Source organism: Lysinibacillus sp. 1 U-2021, from assembly GCF_029916965.1.
In the GTDB taxonomy this organism is placed as follows: Bacteria; Bacillota; Bacilli; order Bacillales_A; family Planococcaceae; genus Lysinibacillus; species Lysinibacillus capsici.
Map to the genome: position 1 here is coordinate 3,470,705 of NZ_CP123966.1, position 22,876 is coordinate 3,493,580.

At 29.1% G+C, this 22,876-nt stretch carries 47 protein-coding genes; 46 read left to right on the top strand and 1 reads right to left on the bottom strand.

Translation table 11 applies throughout. From position 1 onward, the window contains the following. Positions 1-336: 336 nt before the first annotated feature. The 32 genes from QH639_RS18015 to QH639_RS18170 all read left to right on the top strand — a co-directional run bounded on the left by QH639_RS18015 (position 337) and on the right by QH639_RS18170 (position 15,525). Positions 337-495 (top strand): hypothetical protein, encoded by a 159-nt coding sequence (locus tag QH639_RS18015; RefSeq protein ID WP_281114903.1) that lies wholly within the window; start codon positions 337-339, stop codon positions 493-495. Positions 496-517: 22 nt separating this feature from the next. Then, on the top strand, positions 518-691 hold the full coding sequence (locus QH639_RS18020) for a DUF433 domain-containing protein (protein WP_281114904.1): 174 nt from the start codon (positions 518-520) through the stop codon (positions 689-691). 32 nt (positions 692-723) lie between these two features. Further along, entirely contained in the window at positions 724-1,188 is a 465-nt protein-coding gene (locus tag QH639_RS18025; RefSeq protein WP_281114905.1) for a hypothetical protein, read from the top strand. A gap of 44 nt (positions 1,189-1,232) precedes the next feature. Next, positions 1,233-1,508, top strand: coding sequence for a hypothetical protein (locus QH639_RS18030; RefSeq protein ID WP_281114906.1), 276 nt, complete (start codon positions 1,233-1,235; stop codon positions 1,506-1,508). 32 nt (positions 1,509-1,540) lie between these two features. Next, complete coding sequence (locus tag QH639_RS18035) at positions 1,541-1,813, top strand: hypothetical protein (RefSeq protein WP_281114907.1); 273 nt, start codon at positions 1,541-1,543, stop codon at positions 1,811-1,813. Between the two features lie 31 nt (positions 1,814-1,844). Beyond that, positions 1,845-2,162 (top strand): hypothetical protein, encoded by a 318-nt coding sequence (locus QH639_RS18040; protein ID WP_281114908.1) that lies wholly within the window; start codon positions 1,845-1,847, stop codon positions 2,160-2,162. 52 nt (positions 2,163-2,214) lie between these two features. After that, positions 2,215-2,403, top strand: a complete 189-nt coding sequence (locus QH639_RS18045; RefSeq protein ID WP_281114909.1) for a hypothetical protein — start codon at positions 2,215-2,217, stop codon at positions 2,401-2,403. Positions 2,404-2,440: 37 nt separating this feature from the next. Then, a complete protein-coding gene (locus tag QH639_RS18050) occupies positions 2,441-2,611 on the top strand; it encodes a hypothetical protein (protein WP_281114910.1) in 171 nt (56 codons plus the stop codon). Between the two features lie 16 nt (positions 2,612-2,627). Further along, complete coding sequence (locus QH639_RS18055) at positions 2,628-3,065, top strand: hypothetical protein (protein WP_281114911.1); 438 nt, start codon at positions 2,628-2,630, stop codon at positions 3,063-3,065. A gap of 196 nt (positions 3,066-3,261) precedes the next feature. Further along, on the top strand, positions 3,262-3,672 hold the full coding sequence (locus QH639_RS18060; RefSeq protein ID WP_281114912.1) for a hypothetical protein: 411 nt from the start codon (positions 3,262-3,264) through the stop codon (positions 3,670-3,672). A 31-nt stretch (positions 3,673-3,703) separates the two neighbouring features. After that, on the top strand, positions 3,704-4,021 hold the full coding sequence (locus QH639_RS18065; protein WP_281114913.1) for a hypothetical protein: 318 nt from the start codon (positions 3,704-3,706) through the stop codon (positions 4,019-4,021). Positions 4,022-4,047: 26 nt separating this feature from the next. Then, entirely contained in the window at positions 4,048-4,365 is a 318-nt protein-coding gene (locus QH639_RS18070) for a hypothetical protein (RefSeq protein ID WP_281114914.1), read from the top strand. A 127-nt stretch (positions 4,366-4,492) separates the two neighbouring features. Next, positions 4,493-4,897 carry a hypothetical protein gene (locus tag QH639_RS18075; protein ID WP_281114915.1) on the top strand — a complete coding sequence of 135 codons (405 nt, stop codon included), beginning with the start codon at positions 4,493-4,495 and terminating at the stop codon, positions 4,895-4,897. A 30-nt stretch (positions 4,898-4,927) separates the two neighbouring features. Further along, positions 4,928-5,161: a hypothetical protein gene (locus tag QH639_RS18080; RefSeq protein ID WP_281114916.1), complete on the top strand. Its 234-nt coding sequence runs from the start codon at positions 4,928-4,930 to the stop codon at positions 5,159-5,161. A gap of 27 nt (positions 5,162-5,188) precedes the next feature. Next, positions 5,189-5,491: a hypothetical protein gene (locus tag QH639_RS18085; protein ID WP_281114917.1), complete on the top strand. Its 303-nt coding sequence runs from the start codon at positions 5,189-5,191 to the stop codon at positions 5,489-5,491. Positions 5,492-5,524: 33 nt separating this feature from the next. Continuing rightward, the gene (locus QH639_RS18090; RefSeq protein ID WP_281114918.1) at positions 5,525-5,917 is read left to right on the top strand and encodes a hypothetical protein; all 393 of its coding nucleotides are present in this window, start codon (positions 5,525-5,527) and stop codon (positions 5,915-5,917) included. A gap of 42 nt (positions 5,918-5,959) precedes the next feature. Further along, positions 5,960-6,370 (top strand): hypothetical protein, encoded by a 411-nt coding sequence (locus QH639_RS18095; protein ID WP_281114919.1) that lies wholly within the window; start codon positions 5,960-5,962, stop codon positions 6,368-6,370. Positions 6,371-6,448: 78 nt separating this feature from the next. Next, entirely contained in the window at positions 6,449-6,586 is a 138-nt protein-coding gene (locus QH639_RS18100; RefSeq protein WP_281114920.1) for a hypothetical protein, read from the top strand. A 135-nt stretch (positions 6,587-6,721) separates the two neighbouring features. Beyond that, on the top strand, positions 6,722-7,786 hold the full coding sequence (locus QH639_RS18105) for a tyrosine-type recombinase/integrase (RefSeq protein ID WP_281114921.1): 1,065 nt from the start codon (positions 6,722-6,724) through the stop codon (positions 7,784-7,786). 63 nt (positions 7,787-7,849) lie between these two features. After that, positions 7,850-9,190, top strand: coding sequence for a hypothetical protein (locus QH639_RS18110; RefSeq protein WP_281114922.1), 1,341 nt, complete (start codon positions 7,850-7,852; stop codon positions 9,188-9,190). Positions 9,191-9,192: 2 nt separating this feature from the next. Next, entirely contained in the window at positions 9,193-10,176 is a 984-nt protein-coding gene (locus QH639_RS18115; RefSeq protein WP_281114923.1) for a phage lytic cycle repressor MrpR family protein, read from the top strand. Positions 10,177-10,440: 264 nt separating this feature from the next. Beyond that, positions 10,441-10,890, top strand: a complete 450-nt coding sequence (locus tag QH639_RS18120; protein ID WP_257521572.1) for a hypothetical protein — start codon at positions 10,441-10,443, stop codon at positions 10,888-10,890. A gap of 342 nt (positions 10,891-11,232) precedes the next feature. Beyond that, positions 11,233-11,622 carry an RNase H family protein gene (locus QH639_RS18125; RefSeq protein WP_281114924.1) on the top strand — a complete coding sequence of 130 codons (390 nt, stop codon included), beginning with the start codon at positions 11,233-11,235 and terminating at the stop codon, positions 11,620-11,622. Positions 11,623-11,651: 29 nt separating this feature from the next. Further along, a complete protein-coding gene (locus tag QH639_RS18130) occupies positions 11,652-11,891 on the top strand; it encodes a hypothetical protein (RefSeq protein ID WP_281114925.1) in 240 nt (79 codons plus the stop codon). A gap of 226 nt (positions 11,892-12,117) precedes the next feature. Next, complete coding sequence (locus QH639_RS18135; RefSeq protein ID WP_281114926.1) at positions 12,118-12,384, top strand: hypothetical protein; 267 nt, start codon at positions 12,118-12,120, stop codon at positions 12,382-12,384. A 28-nt stretch (positions 12,385-12,412) separates the two neighbouring features. Beyond that, positions 12,413-12,823 carry a hypothetical protein gene (locus tag QH639_RS18140; protein ID WP_281114927.1) on the top strand — a complete coding sequence of 137 codons (411 nt, stop codon included), beginning with the start codon at positions 12,413-12,415 and terminating at the stop codon, positions 12,821-12,823. Positions 12,824-12,855: 32 nt separating this feature from the next. Next, positions 12,856-13,188, top strand: a complete 333-nt coding sequence (locus tag QH639_RS18145) for a hypothetical protein (protein ID WP_281114928.1) — start codon at positions 12,856-12,858, stop codon at positions 13,186-13,188. A 54-nt stretch (positions 13,189-13,242) separates the two neighbouring features. Then, positions 13,243-13,881, top strand: coding sequence for a hypothetical protein (locus QH639_RS18150; protein WP_257521578.1), 639 nt, complete (start codon positions 13,243-13,245; stop codon positions 13,879-13,881). Positions 13,882-13,922: 41 nt separating this feature from the next. After that, on the top strand, positions 13,923-14,183 hold the full coding sequence (locus QH639_RS18155) for a hypothetical protein (RefSeq protein WP_281114929.1): 261 nt from the start codon (positions 13,923-13,925) through the stop codon (positions 14,181-14,183). 168 nt (positions 14,184-14,351) lie between these two features. After that, entirely contained in the window at positions 14,352-14,540 is a 189-nt protein-coding gene (locus QH639_RS18160) for a hypothetical protein (RefSeq protein WP_281114930.1), read from the top strand. 89 nt (positions 14,541-14,629) lie between these two features. Continuing rightward, complete coding sequence (locus tag QH639_RS18165) at positions 14,630-14,887, top strand: hypothetical protein (protein WP_281114931.1); 258 nt, start codon at positions 14,630-14,632, stop codon at positions 14,885-14,887. Between the two features lie 11 nt (positions 14,888-14,898). Continuing rightward, positions 14,899-15,525: a sigma factor gene (locus tag QH639_RS18170; protein WP_281114932.1), complete on the top strand. Its 627-nt coding sequence runs from the start codon at positions 14,899-14,901 to the stop codon at positions 15,523-15,525. A gap of 48 nt (positions 15,526-15,573) precedes the next feature. Here QH639_RS18170 and QH639_RS18175 read toward each other — a convergent pair whose 3' ends face one another. Continuing rightward, a complete protein-coding gene (locus QH639_RS18175) occupies positions 15,574-15,735 on the bottom strand; it encodes a hypothetical protein (protein WP_281114933.1) in 162 nt (53 codons plus the stop codon). Positions 15,736-15,826: 91 nt separating this feature from the next. On the opposite strand from QH639_RS18175, the gene QH639_RS18180 reads away from it, so the two are divergent. The 14 genes from QH639_RS18180 (at position 15,827) to QH639_RS18245 (ending at position 22,871) form a co-directional block, all read left to right on the top strand. Further along, the gene (locus tag QH639_RS18180) at positions 15,827-16,069 is read left to right on the top strand and encodes a hypothetical protein (protein ID WP_281114934.1); all 243 of its coding nucleotides are present in this window, start codon (positions 15,827-15,829) and stop codon (positions 16,067-16,069) included. Positions 16,070-16,102: 33 nt separating this feature from the next. Continuing rightward, a complete protein-coding gene (locus tag QH639_RS18185; protein WP_281114935.1) occupies positions 16,103-16,453 on the top strand; it encodes a hypothetical protein in 351 nt (116 codons plus the stop codon). 43 nt (positions 16,454-16,496) lie between these two features. Further along, entirely contained in the window at positions 16,497-16,712 is a 216-nt protein-coding gene (locus QH639_RS18190; RefSeq protein ID WP_281114936.1) for a hypothetical protein, read from the top strand. Positions 16,713-16,776: 64 nt separating this feature from the next. Continuing rightward, positions 16,777-17,160, top strand: coding sequence for a hypothetical protein (locus tag QH639_RS18195; RefSeq protein WP_281114937.1), 384 nt, complete (start codon positions 16,777-16,779; stop codon positions 17,158-17,160). Positions 17,161-17,202: 42 nt separating this feature from the next. After that, entirely contained in the window at positions 17,203-17,469 is a 267-nt protein-coding gene (locus tag QH639_RS18200) for a hypothetical protein (protein ID WP_281114938.1), read from the top strand. Between the two features lie 28 nt (positions 17,470-17,497). Continuing rightward, positions 17,498-17,704, top strand: a complete 207-nt coding sequence (locus QH639_RS18205; protein ID WP_281114939.1) for a hypothetical protein — start codon at positions 17,498-17,500, stop codon at positions 17,702-17,704. Positions 17,705-17,764: 60 nt separating this feature from the next. Beyond that, a complete protein-coding gene (locus tag QH639_RS18210) occupies positions 17,765-18,670 on the top strand; it encodes a hypothetical protein (protein ID WP_281114940.1) in 906 nt (301 codons plus the stop codon). Further along, complete coding sequence (locus QH639_RS18215; RefSeq protein ID WP_281114941.1) at positions 18,657-18,923, top strand: hypothetical protein; 267 nt, start codon at positions 18,657-18,659, stop codon at positions 18,921-18,923. The genes QH639_RS18210 and QH639_RS18215 overlap by 14 nt, the downstream gene beginning before the upstream one ends. A gap of 50 nt (positions 18,924-18,973) precedes the next feature. Beyond that, the gene (locus tag QH639_RS18220; RefSeq protein ID WP_281114942.1) at positions 18,974-19,360 is read left to right on the top strand and encodes a hypothetical protein; all 387 of its coding nucleotides are present in this window, start codon (positions 18,974-18,976) and stop codon (positions 19,358-19,360) included. A gap of 37 nt (positions 19,361-19,397) precedes the next feature. Beyond that, positions 19,398-19,949 (top strand): hypothetical protein, encoded by a 552-nt coding sequence (locus QH639_RS18225; protein WP_281114943.1) that lies wholly within the window; start codon positions 19,398-19,400, stop codon positions 19,947-19,949. 89 nt (positions 19,950-20,038) lie between these two features. Further along, a complete protein-coding gene (locus tag QH639_RS18230) occupies positions 20,039-20,215 on the top strand; it encodes a hypothetical protein (RefSeq protein WP_281114944.1) in 177 nt (58 codons plus the stop codon). A gap of 16 nt (positions 20,216-20,231) precedes the next feature. Next, the gene (locus tag QH639_RS18235) at positions 20,232-20,666 is read left to right on the top strand and encodes a hypothetical protein (RefSeq protein ID WP_281114945.1); all 435 of its coding nucleotides are present in this window, start codon (positions 20,232-20,234) and stop codon (positions 20,664-20,666) included. Continuing rightward, positions 20,663-21,295: a hypothetical protein gene (locus QH639_RS18240; RefSeq protein WP_281114946.1), complete on the top strand. Its 633-nt coding sequence runs from the start codon at positions 20,663-20,665 to the stop codon at positions 21,293-21,295. Before QH639_RS18235 ends, QH639_RS18240 begins: the two co-directional genes overlap by 4 nt. A gap of 217 nt (positions 21,296-21,512) precedes the next feature. After that, positions 21,513-22,871 (top strand): hypothetical protein, encoded by a 1,359-nt coding sequence (locus tag QH639_RS18245; protein ID WP_281114947.1) that lies wholly within the window; start codon positions 21,513-21,515, stop codon positions 22,869-22,871. Positions 22,872-22,876: the final 5 nt, after the last annotated feature.

The window sequence follows — 22,876 nt, forward strand, 5'->3', positions numbered from 1 at the left end:
ATACAGATAATGGGCTATTTGATCGCTATGCTAGTATGAAAAAGTAAAGATAGGAGGTGTATAATTTGATAAATTCTTTTTATAAACATGAACATGTAGCTAAAGTTGTTGATACTGAAGAATATGGAATAATTATATTAGACGATCTTCCAATTGAAGGTAGGCGAAAAGGTAGATGGTATTAAATAAAATGGAGTGAAGTAATTACTCAAACTGAAGGTGAATCATTTATATTAACAATGACTGAGGCTTTTGATTTGAAAAGTAAACCATTAACTGTAATAAGATTAATTGAATAATATTCGTATTTTATATAAAAAATGGAGGGAATTAAAAATGGCTAAGAAGGCTATGACAGTAAAAGATTTGATTGAAATTTTAGAGAAAATAGAGGATAAAAGTAAGGTCGTAGAAGTACCTAGCGACAGAGTGTTTACAGGTTCTGAAGTTGTTACTGAAGTTAATGAATATGATGATAGTGTACTTATCGTTTAAATTTTAGAGGAGAGATGAATGCGTGGAATATATTGAATATAAAGAAAATATTCATGGAGGTAGTTACGTAGTTAAGGGTACTAGAATTCGACCAGAGGACATTGTATACTACGGAACTGTTGAAGATGCTATGGAGGATTTTGATTTAAATTTAGATCAAGTTATGGCATGTTATAAGTTCTGTGGTATTAAATAATAATTCGATTTTATAAAAGGAGTTATTGGAAGATGGGGACAAATTATTATTTTGAAAACAAGAAAAGTATACAATATTCAAGACAGTATAACGAAGGATTAGATGAGCTTATAAGTACGTTTAAAACAAAATTAATCGAATATGGATGTGACGAAGATCAACTCTTAGATAAACTAGAGGATATTCGCTACTCAAATGGTAAAAAGTCTAAAGAAATACATATTGGGAAACGGTCAGCAGGATGGAAACCTTTATTTGAAATTCAAGAAGAATACCACGGAGTTTCTGGAATGAAGAAGTGGTATGAACAAAATAAAAAAGAATGGAATATTGTCAATGAATACGGTGAGCAGTTCACTTGGGATGACTTAGAGAATGAATTAATTAAATGGAACGGTGAAAAGAGCCATATTGAATTTATGAACAATAATTATCTTCATTCTAGAGGTTATTCAATAATTGATGGATATGAATGGTATGAAGGAGAATTTAGTTAATTAAATGAAAAGTTGATATTACCGAAAAAGGAGATGATTTATTTATGAAAACAATTGTATATGGTTTCTTATTAGATAATGGACAGTTAGCGAATTTAGATTTCGGTCAAGGCAGTCATGTTACGATTTATCCAACTAAACGAATTGATTTAGCCTTTACTACGGATAAAGAAGACGTGGATTGGTGGTACGAAGATTATTTAAAGTTTAAAAAGTTTGGCGTAGAAGGATTATTTAAAGAGAATGGAAATGTACATCAATATCATTCTGAATTTGAAATCGTAGAAGTAGTGAAAATTGAAATGACGGTGCTTAAATAATATAACGATTTTATGAGAGGAAATGATTTATTATGAATAAACAACTGATACGAGGTTATTTGAATAAAGAGCTTCTACATGAAATTAATGATGAGTTAAAAGGTAAATTTGTGAAAATAGTCATTGAAGAGGTTAATTTGGAAGGTATTCAGGAGAAAAGAATAAATGAATTCATTCAACGTTACGAAGATGCATTCGGAGAAAAACCAAAATTGACAACTAAGATGAGTAATGAAGAGAAGTTGAACTCTGGAGAGTATACGTTTTCATATAATGTGTATGGTGTGAAAAGTAAATTTCTCTAAAAGAACGCTTTTATGAAAGGATGAAATTTGTGTGGATGTAATTAAGAACCTATTTAATCGGAAAGTTGTTAAATCAGATAATAAAAAGAATCATATTGTCGCTGCAATTGTGTATAAAGATACGTATAATAACGGAAATAAAGGAGAGTTATCTGCAATAATTTCACTAGAAAATTACTGTAGAAGTATGAATAGAGATATAAACGGTATTGTAATCATTCCAATGGAAAACGGTAGAATATTAGGAACGGCAATTGAATTTGATGAAGTGTATTATTTTAAAGATATCGATGAGTCAGTTAGACAGTTCATCTTAAATAATTATAAAAGTACAAAATCGATATGGTGATTTAAATAATAATTTCATTTTATAAAATACATAAAAACAGGAGATGAAATCAATGGATACAGCATTAGGTAGACTGAATGATGCAATTGAATTTTGTGAAAGTGAAAAAGTAGAAAAGATTGAAGTTCTGTTATCTTATTCAGAGTTAAATTATTTACGGAGATTAATAATGACGGATGAATATGGACACTCATTGGTGATAGATAATTTAAAACGTGCTAGAGAGACTTGGAAGGATTAAATAATAGTCGCATTTTATTAGAAAAGGAGAATGAATAATGATTAAAAATGTCTCTTTCGACACTAAAGAATATAAGCATGGAATGTCCTTATGGATCAACATTGAACATAATGGAGCAAAAACAAGAAAATTATTAGGAAGTACTTTTAAAGATAAGGATGAGATAAATTTATTTATTTTGAATTTGGCAACACAATTTATCAAATAAGAGGAGATGATTTATTATGACGGATTTCAGATTTAATGCTGATAAACAGGAATTAGATGATTTAAACCGTATTCTATATATTCACTTCCAAAATGGAGATATACAAACCAAGGTTAGAAACGTTATACATACTTTATTAACTAATGATGCCGTTGTTATCGAATACGACTTATTAAACAAGAAAATATTAAATAGTCATGAAGAAATAACATTTGAATCTGCAAATGGTGGTATTTTTAAATATCATCTTTATCAGGTTGCAGCATTCAAAGGAATCCCAGAAGCATTAAATTTTCTGGTGACTGGATATATGACTGAAGATGAAAAGATTCCTATTTCAAAAGAAACAAATTTAATTTTAGAGGAAATCATGGAGTTCCATAAATACAATTTAATTGATAGATATTTAGATGATAAAAATTTAGATGCAATAAAGGATTTATTTAATACATAAGAGTTCAATAATAGCCGTCTATTATAAAAATACAGAATAGGAGAGATCATTATTAAAAAGTGTCCTCATTGCAATAAAGAATACTGTCAAGGTGATATGGTTGATATTGGGATAGGTTATGTTCAAGTCTCAGAAGATACGCCTTCATGTGATTGTGAATATATTGAATGGATGAAAAAACACGAGGTGATGGACAATGAATTTTAATCAATTTTTATTAGAGAACGAAACGGTTATTGGAAAGCAAATATGGATCACAGATTATCGTAGAGGTAAATCAGGAGGATATGTAAGACATGTACCGCCTACATTGGTAGAAGTTACATGTAACTCAGAATTACCTAAGAATAAACGTGTTTATTATTCGAATTATCATTTTAGAAAAGTTAAGAATGGCAAAGTGATGAAAGAAATTCATGCTCCATATGATAATACAGGATACAGAAGCTATACAGGAGTTAGTGTAAATATCTTTTATACATATGAAGAAGCCGTTCAAAAGTATAATGAACAGATTGAAGAGATTATCTATTCATATAATAATGAAATTAAAAAAATAAGAAATGAAATGGAAGAAGTGAATAATAGGAAAATAAAAATTACTTAAAACAGATGTATTATTTAAAGGAGAGATGGTTGTGATGGTTACAATAGATGTAATTAACAAAGAACTTAAAGATCTTCAAGAGAAAAAGTATGAGATTGAGCAGAAAGAAGTAGAATTGATGAATAAGTTTTATCAATTGTATTCAATACCTTCAGAAAAACATACACTTTCTGTCCAATATTACGGAACAGAGTACTTAGTGACCGATGTTGATTTTGGTGAACAAAAAGTATTCTTAGAATCAGCACCATATGAAGTAGATAACGAGGTAGTAACTGTTAGTTTTTTAGCTTTTGATGAAGTTTTTAGGGAATATCACAGTTATGAAGAAATAGAGTGGAGTAAATAGCATTACTTAAGAAAGGAGATCAATCGATGGTAAAAACAGTCACTAGTTATGAATGTGAGATTTGTAATGAAAAATATAATGATCTTAGAAAAGCTGAGAAATGTGAAAGCAAAGGTAAAGAAGAACCGTTATTACAACTACATCAAGAAGTATTTTTAAGACGAAGTATGGGTGGAGGTTGGAGTGATTGGTGGTTACCTGTACGTGTAAGTGAAATTGAAGATATGGGACATTTCTTCCGTTATGAATTAGAGGAGGAGAATGAAGATGGTCTTTGGTTCAGAACATCATATGGTACTTTATATGGTAAAAGTGATGTAGAACGAGATATTAGATTTAAATGAAAGAGATATATTATTAAAAGTTGATGTGTTTTTATGTAAGACAATTATATTTAATTTGCATAATACATAGTATCCACAATAACTTAATGTATTTATAAGGAGTACAAATAAACGGAGGTAATTTATTTTGATTAAAATTAACTCAATAAAAGAAAAAGAAGAGTATTTTGCATCAACAATTAAGAAACACGGAGCTTATTTTAACGTAACGTATCATAATGGCGATACTGAGTTTATTTGGGTTACGTTATATGAAAGATTTAATGAGGACGGTTCAAATTGGTATTTAGAAGCACCTAATGATTTAAGAAAGTATAAATATAGCGATGACAGCTTAGAACTTTACTATGATGAAGAAGATGAAGAATGGTACGACAGCCCATACTTACACATGCATATTGAAGGTGAATTTGCATATGAAGTTGATTCTCCACAAACAGCTCCTTTCTTACCAGAATCATTTGAAATTGAATTCATAACTGATGACTGTAAAGAAGCTGCTAAATACATGTTAGAGAATAGAATTTTATAATAGGAATCTTTGATTGTAGGTGATTAAGTTTTGTTTAAATGGATAGGTGAATTTTCACATAGACGAGAGTTAAGAGAAATCCAGCGTGAAAAAGAAATAAAACAAGCTGAATGTGTTCATGAATGGACTTATTTAGGTAGATTTTATATAGATGTTTATACAGGAGTCGATGTTGACATAGTAAAACAGTATAGAATTAGATGTAAAAAGTGCGATAAGGAACGTAATTTTGATCTTGAAAGTGAAGCGTTAAATTATTGTTAAAATATACATAATGGAGGTTATGGCATCATGATTGGGTATGTATTAAAAAATGAAGAAGGAAATTATTTATCAATGAGTGGAAGTTCAACTAATAACTGGTTTGAAGCTAGTAAATTTGATGAACCTGGCATTAAGTCACGAGAAATGTATTTGAAATGTGGGTACAGTCTATACAGCTTTGAGGTACAAGAAGAGCGAGTATCTCCAAAACTTTGCGGAGAATATTGTGGAAACAGCTATAATGTAGAAGTTATGAAAGAAGGTATTGTTTTAGGATGTAGTGTATGTAATAAAAATAAATCAATAGATAGTTTCATAGGAATTAAATAAAAACTAAATATTAAATACATAAGGAGAATTTATATGAAGGAGAAAGTGAAAGTAACCAAAGAAGTTGCTGAGGCTCTGGAGAACAGATTAGTCTATGATAATCCTGCTGATATAGTTGCTACTTCAGCAAGAAACGGATGGGAAGAGCGTGGGATCAAGAATAATGGATGTTTAAATAAACGATATTTGGATTTGGACACTTTAATAAGAGCAGTTTATTTTGGATACGAAGTGGAGAAAACAAAAAAAGAAAAAGTTATTGATCATTTCAAAAGTCATATTGAAATTTCTAAATGCTATAACGCTAAAAAGAAAGGAACGTTAGATATTTGTGAAATAGAACAAGAACGATATTCAAGTGGATTTGTCGCAGGTATTACTGAATTTGCAAAAGCATACGAAATTAAATTATCAATCAATGATTAGATAAAAGGTAAGTATTATGAAAAGTAAAAGGAGTGTGATGATATGGGCAAGAACAGTTATAGTGGTGTAGAGGTTTATGTATCAAAATTAAAAAATGGTACTGAATTCAGATGTAGAAATGGTGAATGGAATGCTAAGTTCATTGTTGAAAACAGCATTCCTAAAATTGTCACTAGTGACGGAACGATAAGGACTGTTAGCAAGGATTACAAATTAAATATCTCTACTAATGAAGAAATTCCTATGGAGGCATTTGTTTATGAATCGGTTTATTACGCTTTCGAATTTAAAAGAGAGTCCGAAAAACTCCATGAGCTTTACTGCATGGTTAAGGATGTCTTGTTGACAGATAATGAGCTAAATAAAATTGATCAAAGTATTAATCTATGTATTGCTAATCTGAACTACCTTCGTCTTAAGTACAAAGGAATGAATCCAGAAAATCATTATTAATAATTACATAATATTTAACTTTTACGAAAGGAGACATTATTCCTGAAACCCATAAATAACGAGAAGGATATATTTAAAGTGGAAATGTGGCTTATTGATTTGAAAAATTGGCTAGAATGTGAAGCGATAATTCAACCTAAAGATGTCGCAGTGATGTATTTACAACAAGCAAAAGAAATTCAAGACTTTTTAGACAGTAATTGTATATCCAAATGAGGATTAATAATGAGCTTTAAATGAAAATATCCTTCTCATGTTATAAATAAAATAAATACATAAAATAGTTGATATTGTAGAATTAATTATGTATAATTATATTAATACATATAACATGAGAAGGAGTTGTAATTAATGACAATGAGTGATTATGCAACGACAACATATATAGATAATTATATAGGTTCTCACATTGAAGATTTTTTAAAATTTAAGGGTAAAAAATCAATAAATACAGAAAAAACTTATCGTTCAGCATTGAATAGGATATTTAAGGATATATTGTTTAAAAGTGATTATAAATATATAACAGTAAGTGATATTGAAAATGGATTAAACTCAGATGTTTTATTTGAATATTTTGATGATCTGTTTTACCTTGAAAAAGAGGAGGGAAAAAGAAAATATTCAAATCAAACTATAAATAATCGTCAGTCAGCAATCAAATCTCTTATTGAGCACTTAAGAGGTAGGAAAGTAATTAAATACGATTTAAATGATTTAACAGTGATAAAATCATTACCTGATACAAGTGAAGAAATAGAAATGATTCCTTTTGATTTAGCAATGGAATATGCAGATTACTTTGGAAAAGAAGATCAAGGATTAGAAAAATCATTAATAATAAACTTAGCTGCTGAAACAGGTATGAGAGCAAGTGAGTTGTTGTCAGTTGAATGGTCAAATTTTATAGAGGTTGAAGATGGAGTTATTCTAAAATCCTATGGTTTTAACAAGGGTAAAGGTAATCAAGAATGGATTGATAAGATAAGTAAAGAGTTATACAATGAACTCTTACAATTAAAAACAATTGGAAATGATAAAAAATTATTTACTCTAACATATAAACAATTAGTAGGTATGATGGAAAGAGGAAATAAATTATTAAATAAAACAGGGATAGACTACAGTTTCCACTCATTTAAAAAACTAGCTGTAACAATGTGCTATCTTAATAATGGAAACTGCATAGATTCAGCAAAAAAGAAAGCTAGACACAGTAATGTTAATACAACAATGAGGTATTTAAGATTAACTAATTTAAATGTTACAGGTATTATTTCAGCAAAAATGAGTACCGATGAAGATATTTATAAAACAGTATCACATGAACTCCTCTTAGAAGCATTAAGTGAAATGAGACCAGAAATGCTTTTACTTTTAAATAATAAAATAAAAAATAAGAAAAATAATATGTAATATTTAATGAAAAATTAATTACTAGATGATAAAATATCTCTTGTAATTAAGGGAGGGAAATTAATGAAATTAGGTAAAGATAATGAACAATTAGAGATCGAAGTTAAAAGTTTAATAAATGCTTTCTCATCCAATGTAGATAAAGATGAAGTAGATTTAATTGTCGAACACCTAAATAGCAAACATGGTATTGAAAGTGCTAAGATTTATTCCTTATTTAATAATGTTAATAATGTAAGTAAATTAGAATTTGAAGAGATTGCATTATTTGGGCAGCAATTAGTCGTTAAATTAGGAATGAACCAGAGTGAATGGATGAATGAATGGTTTACTGATCGTGAACAAAAAGAAATTGGCGGATATCAATTTGTAGGATCTTCATCAACAGATATTATCGATTTCCCAATGACAATTCATAATGTAACTGACTTAGGTGACGGTTATTATAATGCAACCCTAACAAGAAAAGAATTAGCTAGATTATATAAATCAGGAAAATTAGATTACAACGCCAATGTTCAACGTGGTATGAAGAAAGTTGTTCGTTTTGGGGTAGAAATAGAGAAGCCTATTATTTATCAAAGTAAAATTACACAGATTAGAAATGAGATTTTAAAAGGTGTGTTAAGACCAACTACAATTACACTTAATGCACATCAAATGACTGCTCTAGAAGGGGTAGAACTTGTTTACGATGATAAAAATCATACTCTAAAAATAAATGAAGGTACGGTTTTAGATATTGTAGATGGGATGCATAGATTATTAGGTAATTACAGTGCTTATAATAAAGACTCTAATATTAAAGGTTCTTTCCCAATAACAATCTCTAATAAATCAGATGCAGAAGTTAAAAGATATCAAGTTGATCTAGATAAACATACTCCTTTATCAAGAAGTCGAGTAGAAGAATTAGATAATAAATCATATTCAAATGAAGTAGTGAATATTTTAAAAGCAGAAGGACAACTAAAGAATAGAATAACATCTGCAAGTGATGCTAAGTCATCTATAAAAGGTAGTGACTTTACGACTTATAAGATAATTAACACACAGATAAACAGTATTTTTAAATTAGATAGTATTTTGGATGCAAGAAGGCTTGCAAAGGCTATAAATGAATATTTAGTGTATCTATTTGGTATTTATAAAAACTATATAGTAAGTGACTATAGTCTACTTTTTGATGCGGATGTATTTGAAGGGCATCTATATTTAATTAAATTAATGAAAGATAATGAAATTCCATTTGAAAAAATAGAAGATATTATAGATATAAATGAATTCCATAAATCAGAATCTAAATTAAGTAAAATAATTATTGGAAAAATGAAATTGAATGCTAAAGATCGAAAAGCATTGATAAAGATATTTACAGATATGTATAAGAAAGGTGTGAAGTGATTATGTATAACGAGGAATACAAGAAATCATTTCTTGAAACATTAAATTTATCTGATTCATCTAAGAAAACTTATTACTCAATTTTTAATCGTACTGAATCATTTGAAAGAAAACATGAAACAGATTTATATGATATGGATAATTCCATGTTAGATTTATTATTTAGACAGGCTAAAAGACAAACAAAAAGATCAGCAATTATATTTATTAATACTATAAAGAACTATATAACATGGGCTATTGATAATGGTCATAGTGCTTCTCCAACACATCCAATTGTTGATGTAATTAATGATGAGTATGTTTCTACTTATGTTTGGAATGCAGGTAAGCATTATTACACAAGAGAAGAACTCCTTAATAAAATTGAGTTACTGGATAACAACAGGGATAAGGCTATTGTGCTTTTACTGTTTGAAGGTATTGTAGGATCATCATTCTCTGAAATAAGAAACTTGAGAATGGATGACATTACTACAAAAGATGATAAATATTTTTTAAATGTACTTTCAGATGAAATAAACTTAGATAGTAGACAAATTGAAGTATCTAAAGAACTTTATGATTTATTAATTAAAACTTATAATACTACAGAAATAAAAAGTCCTAGTGGGAAAATGGCAAGATTAGTTGATGGCGAATATATTTTCAGGAAGAATAGACTAGGGAAAGACAATGATGTTCGTATTACAGCATCTATGATCAGTACAATCATTATGCAGCGAATTAAGGATACATTCGAGGACAGTAACGTAACTGCAACAACTATTGAAATTTCTGGAATGATGTATTATGCAAATGAATGGATGAATAGAAAAGGTGAACGTGTTTTTGATTTAAACATTGTAGAAGAGTTAGTAAAAAAATATAATTTGAGTACTATAATTTCTAATAATAAAGAATATCCTCAGCTTCAACGAATCAGAGAAACAATGGATTTTGATTTCATGCAAGATGAATATGGGCATTTTGAGGTTAAGATATAAAGAATAGAAAGACTGAATGAAATTATCATTCAGCTCTCTTATACATATAAATATATAAATATATTAATGGTATTCGATGCTTTTTAAGAGGATATAAATTATGAGAAAGAAAATAACTATTTAAATGTTCTTAAAAAATATCGAACAAAAATACGAACAAATGTTTTCATTTTTAGATTGACATTATTTTAGACAATTGGTAAAATTGTATTAATAAAGTAACTATTTATACTATGTATAAGCCAAAAGGGGGAGTATATGATTATGACAATAGTAGCAAAGATTCAATCTGATGTAGTAATTCAGAACAATAGCCCAGAAGAGTTATTAGCACTTTATGATGGTTTAATACCTACTAATGGACTAAGCGTGACAAATGTAAAAGGGAATAAGTTAATCTCTGACTGTACAGATTTTCATTTTGTTGAAATCGCAGAAATAACTGAAGATGGAGATGTAATTAGTATTCTTAAACGGACACCAGAAGTAAAATACTATCTATCTAATAATAAGTTGTTTGACATGACAGATATGATAAGAATTGATGGAAAAGGAGATTATACTTTAATATTGATGCATAGTAATATTTTTTTGTATAATACAGAAGATTTAACTACAATTGAAACTGATGGTGCATCTAACATAGATGAGATAAAAAAATACTTAAATGTTAACTATCCAAGTTATGAGGTGTTAAGGAAAATCAAGGGGTGAGACTTATTATGTTGTCTTTGTGAAAAACTGATGTGGTAATGGTACAGAGCGCCAATATCACATCAATAAATATATAATTAAAATAAATACATAAAGGTGGTTTTAAAATGTTATGTACATCTGTTAAAAATAATCTCTTCGTTATCTCCAATATTTGTGGAGAGGGATACAAAATTAGAGATGAAAGTGGTTATGTTTATGAAAAAACATACAATTCAATAAAGGCTGCAAACGATTGGATATTATACATAAATGATTTATTAAGTAATTCGAAGTTAGATCAAAATACATATATTGAGTGTTAATGGATTAAAATTTTAAATAAGGAAGGTGAGTAATCATATGTTAAAAATTTATACAGACAGTAGTTACAAAGACGGTGTATCAACTCATCACTATTTTGTAATGAAAGGAAATAATAAAATCAAGCGAAGAACTTTTATAGGTTTTGATTCTTCTACAAAAGCTGAAGCAACAACCATTATTAAGGCGTTACAAATGGTTTTAAAGAAAGATTGGGAAGGGGTGACAATCTATACTGATTCATTAGTTACAGTATTTGGAGTAAAACATGGAAAGTTTAGTAATGAGGATTATCGATACATAGCACATTTACTTAAGGTAACAAAATCAAATATTATGTGGAAGAACAGAAAGCATTATAGAATTAAAATTGCTGATACAGAATGTAGAAAGATGATGGAAACAAAACTTAGAAGAGTAGTAATCTAAAAATACATATACATAAAGGTGAGATTAAAATGAATAAGGATATTGTAAATTTACGAAATACTTTTGATAAGATTATCAACAACTATGACGAGGGATCAATGTTTAGTAATAATGATAACATGCTTACATGGGTTGCTGAATGTGATTGGTTAGTTAAGCAGTTAGTTGACCTAAAAGTTGGTGCAGGTTTTAAGTATTTCGAAATGCAGAGAGAGTATAATCCTCTAAAAGAAAACAGAATTGTTGGAGAGGGTGAAGAAACTGAATAAACATCACGATATTAATGTGATTGGTTGTTGTGCGAATAAGGATTGTTCAAATGAGTTAACCAGAGAAGATGAATACCTCATAGATGATGCTAATTTATATTGTGATTCAATTTGTTATACCAAGTACATGATAAGTGAATGTGTAGTAAAAGAAGTTAGATATTAAATAAATACATAATAACATAATATATAGATATTATTAAATTAAAAATGGAGATTATACATAATGAATCAATACATAGTTACGTTAATTTTAAATGGGAATGAATATAACATGAATGTAAAGACAGAAAGCAAAGAAGCTGCTTTACAATATGCGAAGGACAAGCTTAAATTTGACAAAATAATAGGTGTTGCAGAAAAGTTAGATTTTAAACGGAAGAGATTTGGTTATTTAGGTAATCCAGATCGTACTCCATACGGAAGTAAAAGTAGAGACATGAAATCAGCAAGTAAAGTTAAACGTGGTAAGGCTGCTCAAAAGAAGGAGTAAAATAATACATACATAAAGAGGCGATAAGATGTATGAAGCTTGGTCAGATGCATCAGTTAGGGGTGATGTTGGTTATATATCATACATTATCTTAGAAGGTGATACTATAAAGGATCAATTCACAGCAAGAGTGAACCTCAACTGTAATTATGCTTTGGAAAAATTAGCTTTATGTTTATTGGTTAAAAGGGTAAATGAATTAGGAATAGAACAAGATGAAATTACAATATTTACTGATTGTAAAGGAATTCCGCATCAATTAAGCAAAAAGACTTCAAAGGTGTATACACAATTTAATCTATTGATAAAAGAAAAGATAATAAGAAAATACAGGAAGATCATAAGTTTCAAGCATGGTAGAAGAAACAAGGCGCATAATCTAAGTAGATTAAACTCAATTAATTGGTTTGATTATAATACTGCTATTAAATTTAAATAAAATAAACACCTATAAAAAAAGGAGATATTATTATGAGAAACAATAAACACAAACTACACGATTTAAAACTAGGAGATATTATTCGATTTCCAAATGATGAATTTGATTATGTAGTACGCCATGTTGGATTACGATATGTATTCGTAGGATCAGATTGTGGATGTGTATATACAATTATTGATAAAAAAGATGAGGTATTAGCGTCTACAACAATGACATTTGAAGAATTTGCTAACTTCACAGTTGAAGGTAATGCTCAAAAATTAGAAACTTTATTAACCAATGGTGATCGTGAGTTATCTAGAAAATATCGAGATACTTTTAAGGACTTTAATTATTACAAAGGTAAAGTAATTAAAGCATAACATAATAATACTTCAATAAAACCACTCTATTATTAAAAAAGGAGATGAGTAATTATGATGAGAGAAAAAACAATAAGAAGTACATTTATTAAAGATGATTTAATAATTACATACTCAAAGCCATCAATCCAACCATTTAGAGAGGGAAGATTAGTAAATAAAGATAATGAAATAATGTATTTTTATTACAACATAGATATTCTATATAAAGGGAATCTAGTAATGCATAGTCACACTCACGATTTCCCTAAAATTAATTCATTGGCTAATACAATTGATTATTTATTATCAGATAAAGGATTCATGTTAGAGAATGAAAGAGGTGTAGAATTTGGATTCCATGCTAAGGATTATTATAAAAGAGTTAAACATGAAGATCATTTCGAGATGGAGTATGGGTATGTATTTGAAGTAGAAAGATGTATAGTCAAACAACATTTTGAAACAGAATATCAAACATTTGATTACTACTATATGACTATCTCTGAACCAAAGATGATAATGAATAGATGGAGAGATAAATCAGAGAATGTAAAAACTTCTATTAAAATATGTATGACTAAGAATGATTTATTAAAATTGAAAAAAGTTGCAGAGTCATTTATGGAAGCAAGCATAGAAGGTTATAATTCTTATGATTTACCAAGATATCTTGAATGGTTAGAAGAACATCCAGAGTACAAAGAAGATTGAATAATAGTGGAATATTATTTAAGAGAGAGGGGATGAAATGGGTGAAATTAGAGTATATCGATAAAGTGAATAGATCTATTACTTATTCGATAGAATTATCACGAGCAGAAGACATAGCTAGAAACGGTGAAATGGCTGATCTTATGAATATTGGACTTCCTAATAACTTTAATCCAGATGATGAATTGCAATGGACGAGTATGTTGGAAAAATTAAAACCATATATTGATCAGGGTAACTTTGATACAGTTGTATTGAAGTGTGAAACCAATGAAGAAAAAGTTTTTATAATTATTAATTAAATAAATACATAAAACTATTGATTATTTAAACTTAATATAGTAAGATATACATATTCTAGTAGAAATAAAGGAATGTAAATCCATTCTCAATCAGTAGTGAAGTTGTTATGTAGCAAATTGTCGGTGATTAATTTAATAAATACATAATAATGAATGGAGATGGGTGGAATGATTGAAGAAATAAAACAGCTAAGTGAAGATTCCAGAATACAGGACAAGCTAAAAGAAGCATGGCTCAAGCAAATGGAAATAGGGTATCAGGAGATGGCTGAAATAAATCTTAGTATAGCAAATGAGTCATTTCATATTGAAAATGAAGCTGAAGTGATCAATGAAGGTATTTGGAAACAGAAATAAAAAGTCAATTTTTTAGCAAGAGTGCTTATTCTGAATAGGTACTCTTGTAAGAGAGACTTAGTTATATACAATATAAAGGAGTGAATTAAATGGCGAAAGATTGGAGTAAGAAAAAGCACTTCAACAGGAAATCAACTCAACAATTTATAGTTACATATAGAGATAATAGAGTTCTTGAAAAGTTAAATGAATTAGGTTCGATTACATATAAATCACCTGTACTTAATGTTTTGTTTATCGATACATATAAAGAAAAATATGATTTGTTGAAAGTTGATGGTGTATTGAGTGTAAGATCACCAAGTGAAGGTAGATTGCTTAATAATAAAGAGAGATATTATACATAGAGGGAAATTAAATGGAAAAACTAACAAATGAGGAATTAGTTGAATTATATATAAATGATAATGATGAGTTAGCATTTGATGAACTTTACATACGAAATAGTGGATTAATATTTGAGGTCAAAAAGCTTTTTAAGAGTTCAAAAGTAATCACCAAAGAAGATATAGAGAGTGATTGTAATTACGCCTTCTCAAAGGCTGCACAAACATACGCTACAACAAAGAATTGTAAATTTTCTACATACTGTTATGCAATAATGAGAAATGAAGTAATTAAAAGTATAAACGCAGCAACAAGAAAGAAAAGAGATACTTCAAATTATACATTTTCATATCTGGATGCGAATGTTCTAGATAATGAAGGTAGTAGGTTAATAGATATTTTAGACGTAACAAATAAAGATGTTTTACATAAAAAAGATTACATATACTTACATAATGCAATTGAATACGCAAAAACATGGGTTATTGATAAATATCATCCATACTTGATCCCATTAATGATTAGAGAGACTACAACAAATGAAGTAGCGCCATTGATTGGGGTTAGCGCAAGAACAGTACATTACACGGTTACGATGTTTAGAGAACATGTTCGTGAATACATATACCATTACAGTAGTGGGGAAATTGTTTCTTAGGGGATTTAATAAAAGAATTATATTATAAGAAATAAAAAAAGGATGAGATCATCCTTTAGGTTTATTCTCAGACTTCTTATTAAGATGTTCTAATGCTTCAATATATTTCTTAGCAATTTCTAATTCATCATCGGAAATCTCATTGAATAGGTTTTTCAATGCAAGGTGTTCATCACAATTAACTGTATTTGTATTAAGTTTTTCAGTCATACATAATCAATCCTTTACAACTTATATCACAGTTATGTTAGCATTTCGCATTGAGCATTTTCAAATAATACGATTAGGGAGTAATAAAATAATGATAAAACCTTATTACAAGTCACAAGTAACTTCAAATTTAGTCGAGGTAGAAGATTTTGGTGTCATTAATTTAGAAGAGTTGCCAATTAGAGTACGATTAGATGAAAAAGGTTATTATAAAATTTCTTGGGCATCCATTATTGTAGATGGTGGATTGGATTATATACTATCAGAATGTGGAGGAGTGAATTCGCTCGGATTTGGTGGAAGGAACTTGGGAGTCATAAAGGTAGTTGAATAAAAAATAAGTATTATGAAAAGGAGTGTCAATAATATGAATCAAATAACACCAGAAGCATTAGAATTTTTAGAAGAAGCAAAGAAAGGTTTCGATAACGTAGATACAATTACATACATAAATAAAAATAAAAACTATATCGCACTAAGGTCAGGGTTCAGAGAGGATTGTTTATCAATCTATGAATTAGGAAATGAAGTCGGATTATTCACAGAGCAGTTACCAAAACAATATACAGTTATTGTCGATTATGATGAACTGGAAAAATTAAAGAAATATAAAAATACAGTAGAGAATATCAAGTCAGTATTATCGTTCTATGAAAATTCACTTAATGAACATAATGTAAAAGAAGTGCTGATTTCAGTAGGAATGCAGCTTAAATAATAATTCACTTTTATAAAAAATTAAAAAAAATGGAGGAGTTAAAATGGTTGAAATGTTAACACAAACATACAGACAGGCGCATATTGCAATTACAGAGGTTTCAGGAGGAGATAAATTTATCGTAGTAAAAGATCGTAATGCTGAAATAGAGAATGATAATTTAAGCAGAGCAGAAGCAGATAACATTCTTTTAAATCATAATAAGGTGATTGTTTATTATAAAGATGGAAGTAATGAATACAACTTTTCTCTGCAATAATTAAATAAAATTAAATAATAGTATACGATATTACTTAAAAAATTACATAAAAGGGAGAATAAAAATGATAGTAAATAAACATTTTAAATCTTTAAAAGGAAAAATTGAATATGAAGTAATTTATGATTGTGAATATGAAGACGATGTAATTTTTGAATATAGCGGATTTAATAACTTAAAAGGGCTTTTGCATAAATTATCTAAAGAGCATATTAATTCTTTATATGACGAGTATGACGGAGCTTCTGAAATAAAGGTTGTAGGAGTAACGTTTGATTTAAAAGAAGATGAAACAAATTTAAACTTATCTGTGTTTGAAGATGAAGTTAATGCAAATGTAGCCACTAAAATTAATAATGATGATATTGACAATAGACTACTATTAAATATCAAAGCAATGAAAAATATTATTGACAATACACTTGAACAATATCCAATTAAATATTAATAAAATACACGTATTATTGAAAAATAAGGAGGAGTAAATAGTATGGTTGAACAAGCATTTAAGGGAACAGTTTTAGAAGGAAAAGAAAGACGTTATACAGTAATTAATGAGCGTGATGTTGAAAAGTATTTAAGTATTGGTGAGAAGCAAGATTTAGCAATTATGTTAGATAGAATGTTAGGAAATATTGAACATGGACGTGAAAAGGATGGTAAGAAACCGTTTAACTCATACATAGTAATCAATACAGATGAACCTTATATTGATGAGATTGTAGATGTTATGAAACGAAATGGACATTTTGAATGATAATTAGATAAATAAAGGAGAGATGATAGTGATTGAATTAAATTATGAAAATGAAGATAAATCATTAAGTAGTGGGGGTTGGGTGATCGATCATAATCAGTTACAAGCTATTTCAGATCAATTAGACTCATTAGGGATTACCTGTGACATGGAAATGATTGAATCCGTATTATTGATTGCCGATGGAGAATCTGACTTACTCAAGAAAGTCCTTAAAGAATTAGAGATTTTTTAAGTAATATTCTGCTTTTATGAAATTAAATATAAACATACATAAAGTAAGGAGTGGTAATGGTTGCAAAGTCCAGTTAATAAATTAAAGTTAATTATGATTAAAAGTAATAGTAACAGCTACATCTCTGACAACATCAACAATGAAGGATACTTTTATACAAAGATTTCAGATTTATTATTTGATGGTAATAAACTAGAAAATACATATGATAAAAATTGGTTTAAGATTAATTCAATTCCTACGAAAATAGAAAAGGTTAAACCAAAAACAAAAATTAACCAACGATATGAATTAAAAGAAGGTTATCCAGAAAGTGAGCTTACACCAAAAGTAGTTAATTGTTCTGATTTTGATGATAATTTTGATGAAGTACGTGGGCTATATACATATAAGTATGATGAAGTAGAAGAAGGTTTAGAAATTGTTGAATTTGAAATTAATGTTATTGAAGAAGTAGATGGAGAATTTGAAATGAAGCAACCTCAATTTACTCTTAAATACAACTTATTAGATCAAATTCAAACTCATCCGAAATTATTGCCATTAAAGCCATGTAAGCTTACACATGAACAATCATATAAAATCATACGTGACTTTGTGAAGAACAACATTAATTCTAAATATGCAGCTATTACAAGTGACTATGATTTCTGTTTTACAGTAAAGAAGAAAATTGAATTGTATGAGCCACGACAATATCAAGTAGATATTAATTCAATGTATAAACGTAGAAAGCCTAAATATGAAACTCGTTACCAACGTAGTAGAGAAGTTACAGTATTTGAAGTAGCTCCTTCATCATATCAAAGTTATACAGTAGTTACACCATTTGAAGGTGCTAGTTACGAAGACTTACTCGTTAATATTGATACATATTTAAATGAACTTATTACAAAAATTAATGAACCATTAACTGAGTGTGAATGCTGCAAAGGAACTGGAGTGATTCTTGATGACAACAATTAAATTACATAAGGATTATCTTAAAAATGAATTAGACTTACCAAGTAATGCCTTACTTGATGAAGTTACAGATATGTCACGATGGAGTATTCATCATCGAATTGTCTTCAAACATGACAACAAGTTTTATGAAACTTATTACAGTGAAGGAGCTACTGAAATGCAAGATGAACGTCCTTGGGAATATGAAGATGAGGTGGAATGTGATGAGGTTGAGTTAAAAGAAGTTAAAGTATTGAAGTGGGTTAAAGTTTAAATAAAATTTCAGTTTTATAAAAATACATAAAAAGAATGGAGAAATGAAGAATGGGAATGTATACTGAGTTAGTTTTATCAATTGAATTGAACGAAGATGTGCCAAGTGAGGTTATCAATACATTAAAGTTTATGATGAATCGATACCGTGACGAAGATCACGTAACTCCTCCAGATCATAAATTATTTAAAGTTTCAAATCGATGGAGGTATATGTTAAATTCATGGAGTTATTATTTTGATGGATTTAGTAATAGTGCTTTACAATATGACTCAATTATCAATTCATATTTCTTAGTTATAAAATGTAATCTAAAAAATTATGAAAATGAAATTGAGCTATTCCTAGATTGGATTAAAGGCTATTCCAAAACAAGTGGTTTTGTTGGATATAGTCGATATGAAGAAGATACTGAACCTACATTAATTTATTTCTAAATAATAATCACATTTTATAAAAATTGGAGGAAGATAAATGCATAAATTTTATAATGATTTAAAGGAATTCATTTTAAACCAAGATCAGGACACTAAGGGATTGCTGATTCCATACTATGAAACGTTGTTGCAGCTAGAATCATATTCAGAAATGAAAGAACTGTTAAATCATTATACCTGCTTAGACGATGTTGAATTTGTGGAAAGTGATAATGGTTGGTTAATTGGAACGTTTGAAATACATAATAATTCATTAGGAATAGTTTACAAAATCCATTTAGAGTTGGGTAACATGTCAGGTAGTTATTGTGAATGCAGTCCAACTGATGAACTCTACAATACAGAACATGATTGTTGTGGAAATGGATGTGACTTCTATGCACCGAGAATCTCAATAATTAAAGAATCCAATGTTATTAATCATGAGTTTCAAGGTTATGAACGTGATTTATGGGTATTAGAAGAAAAATGGATGACTGAATACGAGAAGGAATTGTTACATAAGAAGAATGTAGAAAAAGTTAATAACCTAGAGACACAAATTGAGCAATTACAAAAGGAATTAGAATTAGCTAAATCTGAATTATAAAATTTATATAAATAAATACATAAATTATACTTGAAATTTAAAATAGTAATGATATAATAAATACATAACATAGATAAAGAGGTGATAAATTGGTTAAGCGACTAACGTATGAGGATGAACAAAGAATCTTAGATGAGCTAGATTATCTAAATGAACAACAAGAACTTAAACGTGAGAATTTGGTATGGTGTAGTAAGACAATCAAAAAGTTACTACTAGAAATGCATTTTATGAGGAATGATAATGTTAGTAAAGAAAATACATAGAAAGCAAGGTGATATAATGATTGAACCTCCATTAGAGTCCAATCAAGTACAGTTAACATTGCAGCATAGAATCAGCTTTGATCGTTATAATAAAACACTTAGCTTTAAGTATCAGAAGCGTGGTGGAAAAGGTAAAAATGCTCCTTTGATTGAGGAGTACGCATACGGTAACGAGAAACACTTCGGAAACTTTAAGACATTGACGCATCGTTTATTAGATGAAGAATTTAGAGAAGGGTTAACTGCCGAGGATATATCGAATGTTGATAAATTTATCACAGCGTTAGATAAAGCATGTGACCATATTGATAAGGTTGCAAATGAAATGTATGAATACATAATAGATAAAATTGTTATTGATTTAGGTGAATCAACAAGTGGTCGAGGACGCAAAAAGATAAAAGGTATTGAAATTTACGAAGATGAAGTTAATGACGGTGATGCTGATTGACGAAGCGTTATGTTGGAATTGACCCATCATCAATGACAGGATTCTTCATACAAGATGAAACAGGTAAGATTATAGTTGAAACTGATTTATTCTATACATATAAGAAAGATCCTGAAAGAATGATTTACATTGCCGAGGAAATAATTAAAAAGTTAAACATAAAAACTGATATTATTTGTATCGAAAACTTTAGTTATAACTCACTAGGTCAAGGAATTGATTATCAATTTGGAGTAGGTTGGGTAATAAGAGAAAATCTTCATAAATCAGGATTCGCTTATTATGATGTAGCCCCAAAAGGATTAAAGAAATTTGCAACTGGAAATGGCAACTCTTCTAAAAAGACAATGGTAGTACCAATAGAAAGAAGATGGGGATATAAACATCCAAGCGATAATGTTACTGATGCATTTATATTGTCAGAGATTGCTAAAGCCATTGATCAAGGTAATGAATATGTTGGATTAAGAGAGTATGAAAAACAAGTAGTGAAAGTAGTTAAAAATAGCATCTTGAATAAAGAGCAATGGAAAGAAGTTAAACCTCCTCCTTGGATGAATAAAAGGAGTAAGTATTATTTTAAACGTGAAGGTTTAGAAGAAAAGGATTGTCTTATTGAAGATAAGTAAGATATGATACATAAGCTAGTTAAACTATCGAGCCATGAAGGATGTAAATAATTAAAATTTACCTGAAGTTAGGTACTATATAAAATAACACATGTTCTCAAATCTAAAATGTTCTCAATAAATTCCTAATATTATTTAGATTTTGGTTAGGTATATTGTGATTGGGTCGATAAATTAAATATAAAAATACATAATTTGAAATGGAGAGATTTATTTAATGGCTAAAAAGAACAAAGGCGAAATCAAAATTAACAAAACCCACGGAGGTAAAGAATTCTCAAATAACTTCCATTTCGTAGGAAAAGTCAAACCTGTACAAAAGAAAGATAAAGATACGGATAGTTGGTATGATGTTGAAATCTTCGACACAAATAAAACTCAAACTAATAAAGACCGTCGAGTGTTACAGTTCATTGTGGAGACAGCGTTCAAAAATGAACTTAAAGTTGAGTTAGCAGGGATGGAAATGGGATATGCATATGCATATAGTTCATCTGATAAGAAAACAGCTAAACTTGATTGGAATGATCGTCTAGATAAATCTAAATATCCAAATGAAACATATCACTTGATTGAAACTGATTGGGATAAAACAGAGCGCCTTGGAAAAATAGTCGAAAAAGATATGTGGGTAGAAGTAAAGGGGAAATATGAATTTAGCTCATTTACTAACGACGAAGGACAAGTCATCAATAATATTAAACGAACTATTGAACATGTTGTTCCTCTTAAAAACGGTGAAGTTACAATCAAAGGTTTAACAGAGGGCGATACTTTCCGAGCATATGATTCTGCTGAAGGTGGAAATTATTTAGGGATGGGTAAAGCCAATAAAGAAGGAATAGCTACTGTTCGTGTAGGATGGTTGAATCCTGAAGGTGGAAAATTGTACTTAACTAAAGTCACTGACGATGCAGAAGGTCAACGAGTAGAGCAAGTCTATACTTCAACTACAGTAGAAGGTGAACGTATTACAATTAAAAATAATGTAGACAGTCAAGTTGGATTGCCTAAAGCTGATGGTAGTCGAGGTTATAACTATGTACCGTATGTGCGTGATTTTAAAGATGAGAACTTCAAAGAAATTAATTCTTTTGAAATGCAACTAGGAATTAAATCTACATATCAAGATGAAACAACGCTCGACACAAAAATTAATGGTGTTTACTTAGATTATGGTAAAGATAAATCAGTTCCACGAGATGTTGAATTAGTAGTTTACTATAAAGAAGCAGAAGAAGGTAAAACTCCTTTTGCAACAGCATTTGGACGACTAAATAAACTAGATTTCTTAGTAGTAGAAGGTATTGATAATAATCGTGCAGAATTCACTATGGTAGAAGTAGCTGAAAAAGTTGAAGAAGATAATCCGTTCGAGGATGTAAGTGAAAAAGTTACTAGTTATGAACAAGCTTCATCTGGTACGAAAAAAGGATTAGAGGTGCTGCGCTATATTCAAGGTACTTTCGCTCGTGAATTACTAACTGAAGATGAGATTACTTTAAATGTAACTAATAATGAAGATCCATTTGCTAATAATACAGTTGAAGTAGAAGAGGATATGTTACCTTTCTAAGAAGT